Here is a 13,663-nt window from a genome sequence, read left to right as displayed (position 1 = left end):
TTCCCGAATCTGTGTTGAGCGGGGCATGCCGTGGATATGGTGCTGTTGCAGGACGATGCAACAGGACGTCACAGGGGCGATCTGAGGCGGTGGTCGACCACCCGCCGCAGTGAACGGGGTGGTGAGCAGCCGTGCCGACCGCGATAGCCGTCACCAGTCCCGACCTGGTGCTCCCACCGCTCGACCGGCAGACGCCGACCGCCGCCGTCCAGCCCCGGCCCACGCTGGAGGCGTCCCTGACCGGCATGCACGCGCTCATCGAGCAGCACGGATACGTCATCGCCCTGCACCCCGCCTCCGGTGACGACCCGGCCGTGCAGCGGCTGCGCACCGTACGCTCCGTCCTGGAGAGCGACCGTGTCGCGCTGCTCGGCGTCGACCTGCCCCCGCTCGGACTCGCGCTGCTCGCCCAGCAGTTACGCCAGCTGTCGGTCTGCGACTTCAGCCCCGGCGTCCTGGCGTCGTCCGCGCGCCTGCTGGCCCACTACATCTACGCCGGCGCCCTCCTCGGCTCGGTCGCCAAGCTCGACCGCGTCCCCGTCTCCCTCACGTCCCACGCCAAGTCCTGGGTGCCGGGCGCCCAGTTCGCCGTGCTCGCGGGCCCCCGTTTCCAGCTCGTACGGGTCGGCCAGGAGGAGTTACCGGGTCCCGAGTTCGGCACCCGGATGGTCGTCGCCACCGGGCAGCCGCCCTCCGACTGGGTCACCGCCTCCCTCGCCCCCGCCTGGCGGGTCCAGGCCGTCGGGACCGTGCCCCTGCCCCAGGACTCCGCCCGCTGGTGGGGCACCAACCGGCTCGTCGAGTTCGCGGCCGGCCTGCACGACGTGTCCGTGCTCTACCAGCTCGTGTCGTCCGTGCGGCGCGAGACCTGCCACTGGTGCGGACTCGAACTCATCGGCGACCGCTGTGGGTTCTGCGCCGCACCCCTCCCGCCGCCCCCCGAACAGCAACCGGCCGGCGCCGTCCGCGCCGCCCTGCCGCGCGGCGGCACATAGACCCGGCACGACCCCGCAGCGACCCGCAGTGCGCCTCGCACCATGTTCGACCGTTCGACCGTTCGACCTTGCAACCGCCCGACCCGCCGTTCGCCCGCTCCGATCGAGGTTGTTCCCGCATGAACTCACGCCAGCGCCGAGGCGTCATCCTGCTGGTCCTCTCGGCCCTCGCCGCCGTCGCCGCCTTCGCCGGGGTGCTGTCGGTGATCCGTGACGTGAATTCCAAGGTCGGCCCCGAGGTCACGGCGTACCGGCTCAAGGACGACATCGAGCCCTACCGGGAACTCTCGCCCGACCAGTTCCAGAAGATCTCCATGCCGAAACGGTGGCTGCCCGTCACCGCCGTCACCGATCTGGCCCGGATCCGCGGCAAGATCGCCGTGACCCGTCTGGAGCAGGGATCCCTGCTCCAGAGCGACATGATCGTGGACCGTCCCGAACTCCGGCCGGGACAGCAGGAGATCGCCATCATGATCGACGCCTCCACCGGCGTCGCGGGCCAGATCGACCCCGGCTCCCGGGTCAACATCTACGCCACCTTCAAGGGCCAGAACGACAAGACCAAGGACGAGTCCAAGGTCATCGTGACCAACGCCCGCGTCCTCAACGTCGGCAAGCTCACCGCCCTCGACCCCGGCCAGTCCAGCGACGACCGGCGGCGCACCGCCACCGAGGCCGTCCCGATCACCTTCGCGCTCGACACGGCCGACGCCCAGCGGGTCGCCTACGCCGAGTCGTTCGCCACTCACGTCCGGCTCGCCCTGGTCGCGGGCGGCTCCCAGACCGCGGTGGCGCCGGGCGACCGCACGTACACCCTCGACGAGGACAAGTAGGAGGCCGCGCATGAGGTCCGTACCGGTCCCCACGCTGTCCGGCGGTGCGGGGTGTCGCCGATGACCGTCCGCGTCCTGCCCGCCGTCGGCGACCTCGACGCCGGCCGCTCGCTCACCACCCTGCTCGGCCAGCTCCCCGACGCCGAGCCCGCCCCGCCCGTCCACGACTCCACGGCCCTGCTCGACACCCTGGCGCGCCTGGCCGCGGAATCCCTCGACGAGCTGCCCGAGGTCGTCGTCGTGCACGAGCGGATCGGCCCGGTGCCCGCGCTCGACCTGATCCGCGACCTGGTCATGCGGTTCCCGGCGGTCGGGGTCGTCCTCGTCACCGCCGACACCGGCACCGGCGTGGTCACCGCCGCGATGGACTCCGGCGCCCGCGGCATCGTCACCCTGCCCCTCGGCTACGACGCCCTCGCCGAACGCGTCCAGGCCGCCGCCGCCTGGTCCGCCGGCATGCGGCGGCACCTGAGCAGCGGCGCCCCCGAGTCCTACACCGGTCCCGGAGGGACCGTGGTGACCGTGACCGGTGCGAAGGGCGGCGTCGGCGCCACGGTCACGGCCGTGCACCTCGCGCTCGCGGCCCGTGCGTCGGGCCGCACGGTCGCGCTGGTCGACCTCGACCTCCAGTCCGGGGACGTCGCCTCCTACCTCGACGTGCAGTTCCGGCGCTCGGTCGCCGACCTCGCCGGGATCGCGGACATCAACCCGCGCGTCCTCCAGGACGCCCTCTACACCCATGACAGCGGCGTCGGACTGCTCCTCGCACCCGCCGAGGGGGAACGCGGGGAGGAGATCACCGACCGGGTGGCCCGCCAGGTCCTCGGCGCGCTGCGCTCCCGCCACGACGTGGTGGTCGTCGACTGCGGCTCGCAGATGACCGCCGCCACCGCCGCGGCCGTCGAGCTCGCCGACCAGGCGCTGCTGCTGGTCACCCCGGACGTGGTCGCGGTGCGCGCCGCCAAGCGGATGGTCCGGCTGTGGGACCGGCTCCAGATCCGCAAGGCCGAGGAGACGCTGACCGTCGTCAACCGGCACTCGCGCGGTACGGAGATCCAGCCCGCCCTCGTCGAACGCGTCACCGGCACCAAGGCGGCCCGCACCGCCGTCCCGGCCGCCTTCAAGGAACTCCAGTCGGTCGTGGACGCCGGACGCCTGCAGGACCTCGACGCCCGCTCCAGCGTGAAGCAGGCGCTGTGGGCGCTGGCCGGGGAGCTGGAGCTGGTGAAGGCGCAGGAGGGCGGCGGCCGGCGGCGGAGGGCCCCGTCGGACCGGGGCGCGCTGAGCCTGTGGCGCAAGGGCGGCGACCGGGGGTCGGTGACCCTGGAGTTCGCCGGGACGTTCCCGCTGCTGCTGGTCGTGATGGCGCTGCTGTGGGAGTGCGTGCTGTACGGCTACACGTACTCGCTGGCGGGCAACGCGGCGGACGAGGCGGCCCGGACGGGCACCGCGGCGTTCGCGGCGTCCAAGGGGACCGACTACATGGGGCCCTGCGAGGCGGCGGGCGCCCGACATCTCCCGGACGCGTGGAGTGGCGCGGTGATCGAGTGCAGGCCGGAGGGGCCGGTGATGAAGGCGACCGTCACGGCCGATGTGCCGCTGTTCTTCCCGGGCATCAACCCGGGCTGGCACGTGGTCGGCAGCGCGGGAGCGGCGCTGGAGGGAGACGCCCGGTGAAAGGCCTCTTCCGCCGCCACCGAACGCAGTCGAAACGCACCCGCCGCTGGGACGACCGAGGCGTCTCCATGCTGGAGTTCGCGGGCTTCCTGCCCATCCTGCTCGTCATCGGCATGGCGGCCGTCCAGCTCGGCCTCGTCGGGTACGGCATCAACCAGGCGGGCACGGCTGCGCGGGCGGCGGCTCGCGCGGAGTCCCTGCACGAGGGCACCGGCCGGGCCGCGGGCCGGGCCGCGGTCAGCGACTGGCTGAGCCCGGAGCCCGTCGTTGAGTCGGGCGGCGACACCACCACCGCCGTCGTCACCGTCCACGTCCCGGCGGTGATCCCTCTCTTCGACAACATTCCCGTCCGCCGCCACGCCACCATGCCCAACGACCCGGGCCCCGCCATCCCGGGAAGGAGCTGACGACCGGCATGAGCCTCCGCTCCCGTATCGCCGCCCCCGACGACGGAGGAGCCGCCCGCGAGGACGGACACCTCGTCGCGGTCTACCGCGCCAAGCTCCTGGAGGAGATCGACCTCGCCGAGATGTCGGGTCTCGCGACCGCCGAACGCCGGGTCCGGCTCGAACGCGTCCTCGGGCACCTCATCAGCCGTGAGGGCCCGGTGCTGTCCTCCGCCGAGCGCTCCCAGCTGATCCGCCGGGTCGTCGACGAGGCCCTCGGCCTCGGCGTCCTCGAACCGCTCCTCGCCGACGCGTCCATCACCGAGATCATGGTCAACGGCCCCGACTCGATCTTCGTGGAGCGGGCGGGCCGCGTGGAACAGCTTCCGCTCCGCTTCGCCTCCGCCGAGCAGCTGATGCAGACGATCGAACGCATCGTCTCCACCGTCAACCGCCGTGTCGACGAGTCGAACCCCATGGTCGACGCCCGGCTGCCCACGGGTGAGCGTGTCAACGTGATCATCCCGCCGCTCGTCCTGACCGGCCCCACCCTCACCATCCGCCGCTTCCCGCGCGCCTACACGCTGCCCGAACTCATCGGCCTGGGCTCGCTGGACGAGCAGATGCTGATGCTGCTCGCCGCGTTCGTCCGCGCCCGCTTCAACCTCATCGTCAGCGGCGGCACGGGCTCCGGGAAGACGACCCTGCTCAACGCGCTCTCCGCGCTCATCCCCGCCCAGGAGCGCATCATCACCATCGAGGACTCCGCCGAACTCCAGCTCCAGCAGGAGCATGTGATCCGCCTGGAGTCCCGGCCGCCGAACGTCGAGGGCAAGGGCCAGATCACCATCCGCGACCTGGTCCGCAACAGCCTCCGCATGCGCCCCGACCGGATCATCGTCGGTGAGGTCCGCGGCGGCGAGACCCTCGACATGCTCCAGGCCATGTCGACGGGCCACGACGGCTCCCTCGCCACGGTCCACGCCAACTCGGCGGAGGACGCGCTGATGCGGCTGCAGACCCTCGGCTCGATGTCGGAGGTGATGATCCCCTTCGAGGCGCTGAAGGACCAGATCAACTCGGCCGTCGACGTGGTCGTGCAGCTCGCCCGCTACCCCGACGGCTCCCGCAAGGTCGTGGAGATCGCGCTCGTCGTGTCGCACGGCCGCGACCAGTTCCGTGTCGCCACCGTGTCCCGTTTCGTGCCCCAGCCCCTCGGCCCCGACCGGATCGTCCGCGGCCGCTTCGAGCACCTGCCGCTGCCCCGGCCGGTCGCGGAGAAGCTGTACGGCGCGGGCGAACCCCTTCCGCCGGCCTTCGGTGTCGCGGACGCCCTCGACGTACTGAACACGCGGCAGGCCATCGGATGAGCCCCGCCCACCTCAGGAGCCGGCCGTGAACGACCCCGCCCACCTCAGGAGCCGGCCATGAACGACCCCGCCCTCCTCGCCCTCGGCGCCACCGTCCTCACCGGCGCGCTCGCCGTCGCGGGCGTGCACTCGTACGCCTCCGGCCGCGCCCGGCGCCGGGTGCTCGTCGACCGGCTCTCCGGCACCGAGGGCGGCCCGGCCCGCACGGCGGCGGGCCGCGTACGGCGCTTCACGGCCGTGGACCGGCGGCTGCGCCGCACCCGCCTGGGACGTGCCATCCACATGCGCCTCTCGGCGACGGGCCTGGACCTGACGGCGGGGGAGTTCTTCACCTACGTCACCGCTGTCGTCGTGGCGCTGTGGCTGGTCGCGGCGTCCACCCTGGCGCCCTTCTTCGGCCCGATCGCCGGCCTGGTCGGCATCTGGAGCGCGGCCGTCTTCCTCAACTGGCAGCGGCAGAAACGCATCGAGGCGTTCATCAACCAGCTCCCGGACGTGGCCCGCCTGCTGGCCAACGCCACGGCCGCCGGACTCGCCCTGCGCACCGCCCTCGCCATGGCGGCGGAGGAGCTGGAGGCCCCGGCGGGCGAGGAGCTGGCCCGGGTCGCCGACCAGCTGTCGCTGGGTCGCTCGGTCGACGACGCCCTGGACGAACTGGCCGAACGCCTCCCCTCGCGCGAGCTGATCGTCCTGGTCACCACCCTGGTCCTCGCCAACAAGGCGGGCGGCTCGGTGGTCAGCTCGCTGCGCAACCTCACCCAGACCCTGGAGGACCGCAAGGAGACCCGGCGCGAGGTCCGCACGATGCTCTCCGAAGTGAACGCGACGGCCTTCACGGTCCCCATGCTCGGCCTCGGTTCGCTGATCCTGGTCAACTCCTCCAGCGAGGGCGCCCTGGCCCGCGTCACCGGTTCCCCGCTCGGCCAGGGCCTGGTCCTGCTCTCCCTCGGCCTCTACACGATCGGCTTCTTCGTCATCCGACGCCTCGGCAAGATCGAAGTGTGAGGGGAGAACGCGATGCTGCCGCTGCTCCTCGCCCTGCTGATGGCCGTGTCCGTCGCGGGCATCCTCCTCGGCGTCCGGATGATCCGCGCGGACGTGAAACTGCCGAGCGACCTCGCGCTCGCCCTGGAGGTCGGCGCCACCCGGGTCTCCAAGGCGGGCTCGGCCGTCGACCGGCTGGGCATTCGCTTCGCCCCGCTGGTCCTGCGCCTGATGGGCCCGCGCCGCGTCGAGGCCAAGCGGCGCCGCATCGACATGGCGGGCAACCCCGGCGGCCTCACCCTGAACCGGTACGCCGCACGCCGGGCGGTCTACGGCATCTTCGGCCTGGTCCTCGGCCTGATGTTCCTGACGAACGGCCGACTGTTCTTCGCCGCCGTCACGTTCGCCTTCGGGTTGTGCGCCGCCGACGTGCTGATCTGGCAGGCCGTCCGGGAACGCAAGGACGTCATCGACCGCACCCTGCCGGACTTCCTGGACGTCCTCGCGGTCGTCGTCTCGGCGGGCCTCGGCTTCCGGCAGGCCCTCGACCGGGTCGCGGAGAAGTACGAGGGCCCCTGGGCCGACGAACTGCGCATCACCCTGCGCCAGATGGACATGGGCGTCAGCCGCCGCCAGGCCTTCGACGAACTGCGCAGGCGCAACTCCTCCGAACAGGTGGCCCAGTTCGTGTCGGCGCTGCAACAGGGCGAGGAACTGGGCTCGCCGATCGCCGAGACCCTCATCCAGCTGGCCACGGACATGCGCCGCACGGACGCCCAGAACGCCCGCCGTCGCGCCGCCAAGACGATCCCCAAGGCCACGCTGGTCACCCTGGTCTTCATGCTCCCCGCGACGATGATCCTCATCGCCACGGGCATGTTCCTGGGGTCGGGGACGGACTTCGGATCGATTCTGGGCCGATGACGACGAGCCGCACGGGTCAGCCCGCCCCCGGGTACCTGGAGGACGACGCCCCCGCTCCCGCCGGCGTCCGCCTCCAGCTCGGCGCGCTCCAGGCGCTGTGCCGCCAGACCGTGGCCGTACGCCTCGCCCTGATTCTGATCGGCACACCCTTCGCCCTGGCCAACACGCCGCAGGACGGCCCCCGCCACGCCGCCGTCGCGGCAGCCGTCCTCGGCGTCACGGCCTCCTACGCCGTGCTCCGCGACTGGGACCGCGTGGGCCCGCGCCTCCTCGCACACCCCACGCTGATGGCGCTGGACCTGCTCTTCGTCGCCACACTGCTCCTGACCGCCTCGCCCGCCTCCCCGCTGGCGTACGCCACGGTCTGCACGCCCCTCCTGTCCGGCCTGCTGTACGGCTGGCGCGGCGCGGGAGTCCTCACGGGCCTCCAGCTCGCGGTGGTCCTCTCGGTGTTCCGCGCCTGGGAACACCGTCCCGGCGCCGGCACCAGCACCCTCCTCGTCGCAGGCTTCTGCGTCGCGGCCGGCATCATCGGCGTGACCCTGCGCAACCTGGTGTTCCGTTTCGGCGCGGCCAGCGAGGCGCTGTCCCAAGCCCAGGCCCGGCTGGCCGCCGCGGAGGCGGTGGAGTCCGAACGTGCCCGCCTGGCCAGGGAGATGCACGACTCGGTGGCGAAGACGCTGCACGGCCTGGCCCTGGCGGCCGAGGCGCTGGCCGCCTCGGCGGACCACGGTGACCCCCACACGCTCAAGCGCCAGGCCGCACTGGTCGCCGGGGCCGCACGCAGGGCGGCGGCGGAGTCCCGCGACCTGCTCTCGGACCTGCGGCGCCGTACGGGAGACACGGGGACCCACCTGGACCTCGTCGCCGAACTCACCACGCGTACCGCGGACTTCGCGTGCCGCACCGGCATCGAAGTGGCCCTGAGGAAACCGGACGCCCCCCTGCTCCTGCCGGACACGACCGCGCAGCACGTCCTGGCGATCGTCTCGGAGGCACTGGAGAACACCCACCGCCACGCCCGGGCGACCCGGGTACGGATCGAACTCGCGGCGCCCGGGAACGCAACGCTGGACCTACGGGTGGGAGACGACGGTGTCGGCCTGCCCGCGTCCGCCACGCCCGAGAGCCTGGCGAGAACCGGCCACTTCGGCCTGCTGGGCATGACGGAACGCACCGCCTCCCTCGGCGGCCGGCTCAGCCTGGCCCGCTCACCGCTGGGCGGCGCCGAGATCCACCTGCACCTCCCCCGCCCCACGACCGCTCCCCCCACTCACCAAGAGGAGGCCGCACATGCCTGACCAGGCACAACCCGGCCCGCGCCTGCGCGTCCTCGTGGCCGACGACAACCCGGTCGTCCGGGCGGGCCTGACCGCCCTGCTGTCCGCCCACCACGACATCGAGGTGGTGGCGGAAGCGGCGGACGGTGCCCAGGCCGTCGCCCTCGCCGCTCGGCACTGCCCCGACGCCATCCTTCTGGACCACCGCATGCCGGGCACGGACGGCCTGACGGCACTGCCGCGACTGGCCGCCCGGGCCCCGGTGATGATGCTGACGTACAGCAGAGAACCCGAGGTGGTGGCGGAGGCACTGCGTCGTGGAGCCTCGGGCTACCTGGTCCACGGCGACTTCACGGCCCTCGAACTGGTCGCGGCCGTACGGGGCCTGAGGGAGGGCCGGCGGACGGTGTCCCCGTGCGCTGTCCGGTCCTCGCTCGGCGTTTCCTACGAAGAGAAGGAACCCTCTTCGCACCTGCAACCGGTTATGGCACAGTCGTCGAGGGGTGTGGCCGCCCGGGAGGGGGGACCCCGTCGCGGCGTCGCGGGATGGCCGGCCTTCGGGCTGAGTTCGAGGGAGGTGGAGGTCATGGACCTCATAGCGGCCGGTATGAACAACCGGCAGATCGCCGCCGCCTGCTTCATCAGCGAGAAGACGGTCAAGAACCACATCAACCGCATCTTCGCGAAGCTGCGGAGTTCTTCGCGGAGCGAAGCGATTGCTCGCTGGCTGGGGACGGCTCGGGAGGGGTGGGGCCGATGAGCGTGCCGGCGGGTGGAAGTTGGGCCCCTGGGCCCACGAAGAGTGAGAGTGCCTTCACCTACGGTGCTGGGATCGAGTGTCGCATCGGGTGGGAGGGCGAGGGCCGTGATGAGCAGGGTGAGGCGTGGGGTCGGTGCATGGGGGCGGGCCGTGGGGGCTCGGATGCGGGGAGCCGGGCGCGATGCCGGGGCGGGGTTCGTGGAGTACGCCGGGTTGATGATCATCGTGGCGAGCATCTTCACGATGGTTCATGGACTGGGGCTGGACAAGGTGATCGCGCAGGCGATCTCGCAGGCGGTGAGCAACGTCACGGGCGGCTGAACGACCGCGGACAGGCGCTGCCCGTCTACATCTGGCTGACGAGCATTCTCCTGTTCGCCGCCTTTGCCTTCTTCGCCTTCGCCGAGGCGGCGTCTGCCCGCAATGGAGCCCAGTCCGCGGCGGACGCCGCCGCTTTGGCGGCGGCACAGGATGCCCGGGACCAGTTGATGGACCGCCTCCAGGGCGCGGTGGGGCATGACGCCGACTGGCTGACCTGGTTGAGTGGTCTGCTGCCCGCCGACGACGGAGCCGGCGCTGCCGCGGAGCAACTGGCTGTTGAGAACGACGCGGCCGTCGAGGGCGGAGTCCAGCCGGTGACCAGGGACGGTTACCCCGGATTCCAGGTGGCTGTGCAGACGAACTACACGGTGGGCCATTCGGTCATTCTCGGTACGGAGGGCATGCATGCGAGGGCGCATGCCATCGCTGTGATTCAACCGCGCTGCGACTTCGATCCGAAGGCAGACCCCAAGAAACCCGTGCAACTGGACTGCGACGGCCGGACGGTCAAAATCGACCCCGGACATTTCCATTCGGGCGACCTCCCTGACGCGTCCGTGCTGTTCTCTGTGCACCTGGTCGAGTGAGAGGAAGCCGTACCGATGGACTTTCGGCGCACCATGAAGGGCCGCAGGGCGTTGAGCGCGGTCGCGATCACGACCGGGCTGCTCCTCGCGGTGGCCGGTTGTGGCGGGGGAGGGGACGGTAAGTCGGACAAGGGAGCGGCGGCTTCCGCCGCTCCTGCTCAGAGCGGCAGTGACGGAAGCCAGAAGCAGCCGAAGCCGGCGCAGTCCGACACGACGCTGGCCGAAGTCAAAGGGGAGAACGGGCTGACGCTGACGATCACCTCCGCCAAGCGAGAAGGCGGAGGCTTTGTGACCGTCGAGGGGACTGTCACCAACAACACGGGCAGTGTGTGGATCGCGGGGGACTGGCGTGGCGACGAGCAGGAGCTGGCCAAGAACGGCGGCTCCCTCGCGGGCGCCAGCCTGGTCGATCAGAAGGGCAAGAAGAAGTACCTCATCCTGCGCGACACCTCTGGCCGCTGCCTGTGCACCCAATTCGGTATCGGTGTCAAGGACGGCGCGACCACCCAGTGGTTCGCCCAGTTCCCCGCCCCGCCCGAAGGCACCGACAAGCTCGACTTCCAGGTCGGCTCCATGCCCCCCGCCTCCATCGAACTCTCCGAGGGGTGAGGTGACCGTGGCCCTCACCGCCCGCACCGCCACCGCCCTGACGGCTCTGACCGTCCTGACCCTTCTCGGCGCACCCCCGGTCTCCGCCGACAACCCCCCCGGCCCGGCGCCCGGCACCGTAACCACCTCCCCACCCCCCTCCGTCGACCCCGCCAGCCCGGGCCTGAAACTCGCCGACGGAGCCGTCCTCGCGCCTGCCAAGGTGCTGGACATCAAGTCCGTCGTGGAGGACCTCGGTGGTGAGGAGCGGCGCGAGGACACCAACGAGAACGTCACCTTCGCGCTCCAGGCGGAGGTGCTGTTCCCCAAGGACAGCTCCAAACTGAACCCGGAGGCGCGCTTCCGGATCGACGCGATCGCGGACGAGGCCAAGAAGCAGAAGGCGACCACCGTCCGCGTCTTCGGCTTCACGGACAACCTCGGCACCTACGCCCACGGCCTCGTCCTGTCCAAACAGCGCGCGGAGGCGGTGCACGACGAGCTGGCCGCCCGCCTCGGCGGGAACGTCACCTTCGAGGTGCGCGGTTACAGCGAGGACTACCCGATCGCGGACAACTCCACGGAGGAGGGCCGCCGGAAGAACCGCCGCGTGGAGGTGTCGTTCCCGAGGGGAGGCTCGGCGGGCGTCGGCACGTCGGGCGACGGCGGCTCGACGGTTTCCGGCGGCTGACACCTCCGGCGGGCAGCCCTCGCGGCAATGGAGGGGATCCCGTGATTCCGTAGGAATGAAGTAAGAGGGCAAGTTGTCGGTAAGTGTGGTTTTTCCTTGAACGGCCTCGCCCCCTTGTTCGTATTCATGGTCATCGAGATCACCTTGAGTACCGACCGGGAAAGGGCGGCAGACCATGGCATTCGACAAGCTGATGCTGGGCAGGAAGGCCAAGAAGAAGGAAGTCGGTTGCGCGGCGAAGGAAGCACACAAGAAGCACCACCACAAGAAGCACCGCAAGCACAAGAAGGCCGCCAAGTAATCGGGCCGGGTAACCGGGCCACATAAAAAGGACCCGCGCAGCCAGGCCCCGCCGGGGTCCGTCCGTGTCGTCCACAGCGGGCGGATCCCGGCGTGTCGGCGGGTCGCAGCGGGCAGCGCCCAGGGAGCAACGGCCACGCCATGAGCACCGCGACCACCGCCGCACAGATCACCGTTCCGGTCGCCGAACCCGACGCCTCCGCGCGGATGCGTCACGCGCGGATCTCCCCCACGGCGGCCTTCCGGAAGTTCTGGCCGCTGGTGCGGGTCAACCGTGCCGCCGTGCTCGCGTCCGCGCTGCTGCTGGTGGTCTCCGCCGGGTGCGACACGGCCGCCATCGGCATCGTCGGACGGCTCACCGACGACGCCCTCACCCCCGGTGACCTCGGCGCCTTCTGGGGTCCCGCCGCCGTGTGGCTGGGGCTCGCCGCCGTGGGCGCGGTGGCGTCCGCGGTGGGAAGCTACCTCGCGGGCTGGACCGGCGAACACTTCCTGCTCGGCCTGCGCGACCGCGTCTTCCGGCACCTCCAGCAGCTGCCGCCGGACTCCCTGGACCGGTACGGCACCGGCGACCTGGTCTCCCGCCTCACCGGTGACGTCGAGGCCGTGGAGCAGCTGGTGGCCTCCGCTCCCGTCGAGCTGATCACGTCCGTCGTCGGCGCCGTCGTCTTCGCCGCCGCCGCGTTCTGGACCAGCTGGCAACTCGCCCTGATCACCCTGGTCGTGGCACCGCTGATCTGGGTCGGCGCCCGGGTGTTCGGCACCCTCATGCGCACCGCGAGCCGCGCCGAACGCGACAGCAACGGGCGGCTCGCCTCCCTCCTGGAGGAGACCCTCGCCAACATGCCCCTCGTGCAGGCGTACGGCAGGCAACAGGCCGAACGCGCCAAGGTCCACCGCGAGGGCCGGGTCTGGATGCGCGCCGGCCTGCGGCAGATCCGCCTGACCGCCGTGTACGGGCCGCTGGGCGAACTCCTGGAGACGGTCAGCGTGTTGGCGGTGATCGGCGCCGGCGCCTGGCAGATCTCGGAGCACCACCTCACCGTCGGCGGTCTGCTCTCCTTCGCCGCCTATCTCGGCCATCTCCATCCGCGGCTGCAGGAACTCGGCGAACTGCTGGTCAGTGCCTCCTCCGCCACGGCCGCCTCCGAACGCCTCCTGGAGGTGCTGCGCACCCGCCCCGTCTCCGAGGCCGAGCGGAGGCCGGACGCCCCGCCGCTGGCCGAACCCGTCCGCGGCGCCGTCACCCTCCAGGCCGTGGGCTTCTCCTACCCCGGCTCCGGCCGCCCCGTACTGCACGACGTCGACCTGGACATCGCCCCCGGCACGCTGGTGGCGGTCACCGGACCCAGCGGCGCCGGCAAGTCCACGCTGGGCAAGCTGCTGCTCCGCTTCCACGAGCCCACCCGCGGCCGCATCCTGCTCGACGGCCGGGACATCGCCGACCTCGCGGTGGACGAAGTGCGCCGTCACATCACCCTGTTGTCCCAGGACAGCATGCTCTTCGACGGCACGGTCCGCGAGAACATCGCCTACGGCCGACCCGACGCCTCCGAGACGGACGTACTCGCCGCCGCCTCGGCCGCCGACACCCACGGGTTCATCAGCGCCCTGCCCGAGGGCTACGACACCCCCGTCGGCAAGCGCGGCAACAGACTCTCCGGCGGCCAGCGCCGCAGGATCGCCCTGGCCCGGGCCATGCTCCGCACCGCGCCCGTGCTGATCCTCGACGAGCCGACGGCGGGCCTCGACGACGCCTCCACCGCGCGCGTCATGGAACCGCTGCGACGTCTCACGGCAGGCCGCACCACCTTCCTCATCACCCACGACCTGCGCCTGGCCGCGCAGGCCGACCTCGTCCTCCACGTGTCGGACGGCACCGCCACCGTCACCACCCCCGGGCCGCCCCCGACGGCCGAAGCCGGCCGAGCCCGGTGACGGTCTTCCGTGATGGAGGCGCCCGCGCT

The 13,663-nt window shown here is 71.7% G+C and carries 14 protein-coding genes; all 14 read left to right on the top strand.

Features of this window, described 5'->3' with window-relative positions; genetic code table 11:
• The first annotated feature begins 131 nt into the window (after nucleotides 1–131).
• The 14 genes from AC5WS8_RS31675 (at nucleotide 132) to AC5WS8_RS31610 (ending at nucleotide 13,634) form a co-directional block, all read left to right on the top strand.
• On the top strand, nucleotides 132–995 hold the full coding sequence (locus tag AC5WS8_RS31675; protein ID WP_496106946.1) for a hypothetical protein: 864 nt from the start codon (nucleotides 132–134) through the stop codon (nucleotides 993–995).
• 119 nt (nucleotides 996–1,114) lie between these two features.
• Nucleotides 1,115–1,828 (top strand): Flp pilus assembly protein CpaB, encoded by a 714-nt coding sequence (gene cpaB, locus AC5WS8_RS31670; protein WP_496106945.1) that lies wholly within the window; start codon nucleotides 1,115–1,117, stop codon nucleotides 1,826–1,828.
• Between the two features lie 60 nt (nucleotides 1,829–1,888).
• Nucleotides 1,889–3,505: a CpaE/TadZ family protein gene (locus tag AC5WS8_RS31665; RefSeq protein ID WP_496106944.1), complete on the top strand. Its 1,617-nt coding sequence runs from the start codon at nucleotides 1,889–1,891 to the stop codon at nucleotides 3,503–3,505.
• Complete coding sequence (locus tag AC5WS8_RS31660) at nucleotides 3,502–3,912, top strand: TadE/TadG family type IV pilus assembly protein (RefSeq protein ID WP_496106943.1); 411 nt, start codon at nucleotides 3,502–3,504, stop codon at nucleotides 3,910–3,912. The genes AC5WS8_RS31665 and AC5WS8_RS31660 overlap by 4 nt, the downstream gene beginning before the upstream one ends.
• An 8-nt stretch (nucleotides 3,913–3,920) precedes the next feature.
• The gene (locus AC5WS8_RS31655; protein WP_496106942.1) at nucleotides 3,921–5,261 is read left to right on the top strand and encodes a TadA family conjugal transfer-associated ATPase; all 1,341 of its coding nucleotides are present in this window, start codon (nucleotides 3,921–3,923) and stop codon (nucleotides 5,259–5,261) included.
• Between the two features lie 57 nt (nucleotides 5,262–5,318).
• On the top strand, nucleotides 5,319–6,266 hold the full coding sequence (locus tag AC5WS8_RS31650; protein WP_496106941.1) for a type II secretion system F family protein: 948 nt from the start codon (nucleotides 5,319–5,321) through the stop codon (nucleotides 6,264–6,266).
• Between the two features lie 12 nt (nucleotides 6,267–6,278).
• Complete coding sequence (locus AC5WS8_RS31645; protein WP_496106940.1) at nucleotides 6,279–7,169, top strand: DUF5936 domain-containing protein; 891 nt, start codon at nucleotides 6,279–6,281, stop codon at nucleotides 7,167–7,169.
• The gene (locus AC5WS8_RS31640; RefSeq protein WP_496106939.1) at nucleotides 7,166–8,470 is read left to right on the top strand and encodes a sensor histidine kinase; all 1,305 of its coding nucleotides are present in this window, start codon (nucleotides 7,166–7,168) and stop codon (nucleotides 8,468–8,470) included. The genes AC5WS8_RS31645 and AC5WS8_RS31640 overlap by 4 nt, the downstream gene beginning before the upstream one ends.
• A complete protein-coding gene (locus AC5WS8_RS31635) occupies nucleotides 8,463–9,209 on the top strand; it encodes a response regulator (protein ID WP_496106938.1) in 747 nt (248 codons plus the stop codon). The genes AC5WS8_RS31640 and AC5WS8_RS31635 overlap by 8 nt, the downstream gene beginning before the upstream one ends.
• Before the next feature lie 317 nt (nucleotides 9,210–9,526).
• Nucleotides 9,527–10,117 carry a pilus assembly protein TadG-related protein gene (locus tag AC5WS8_RS31630; protein WP_496106996.1) on the top strand — a complete coding sequence of 197 codons (591 nt, stop codon included), beginning with the start codon at nucleotides 9,527–9,529 and terminating at the stop codon, nucleotides 10,115–10,117.
• A gap of 15 nt (nucleotides 10,118–10,132) precedes the next feature.
• Nucleotides 10,133–10,726, top strand: a complete 594-nt coding sequence (locus AC5WS8_RS31625; protein ID WP_496106937.1) for a hypothetical protein — start codon at nucleotides 10,133–10,135, stop codon at nucleotides 10,724–10,726.
• 7 nt (nucleotides 10,727–10,733) lie between these two features.
• The gene (locus AC5WS8_RS31620) at nucleotides 10,734–11,396 is read left to right on the top strand and encodes an OmpA family protein (protein ID WP_496106936.1); all 663 of its coding nucleotides are present in this window, start codon (nucleotides 10,734–10,736) and stop codon (nucleotides 11,394–11,396) included.
• A 175-nt stretch (nucleotides 11,397–11,571) separates the two neighbouring features.
• Nucleotides 11,572–11,697, top strand: coding sequence for a hypothetical protein (locus AC5WS8_RS31615; RefSeq protein WP_496106935.1), 126 nt, complete (start codon nucleotides 11,572–11,574; stop codon nucleotides 11,695–11,697).
• Nucleotides 11,698–11,837: 140 nt separating this feature from the next.
• A complete protein-coding gene (locus tag AC5WS8_RS31610) occupies nucleotides 11,838–13,634 on the top strand; it encodes an ABC transporter ATP-binding protein (protein ID WP_496106934.1) in 1,797 nt (598 codons plus the stop codon).
• Nucleotides 13,635–13,663 lie beyond the last annotated feature (29 nt).

Source organism: Streptomyces sp. PTL18 (assembly GCF_059510295.1).
This window is presented reverse-complemented; position numbering and strand designations above follow the sequence as displayed.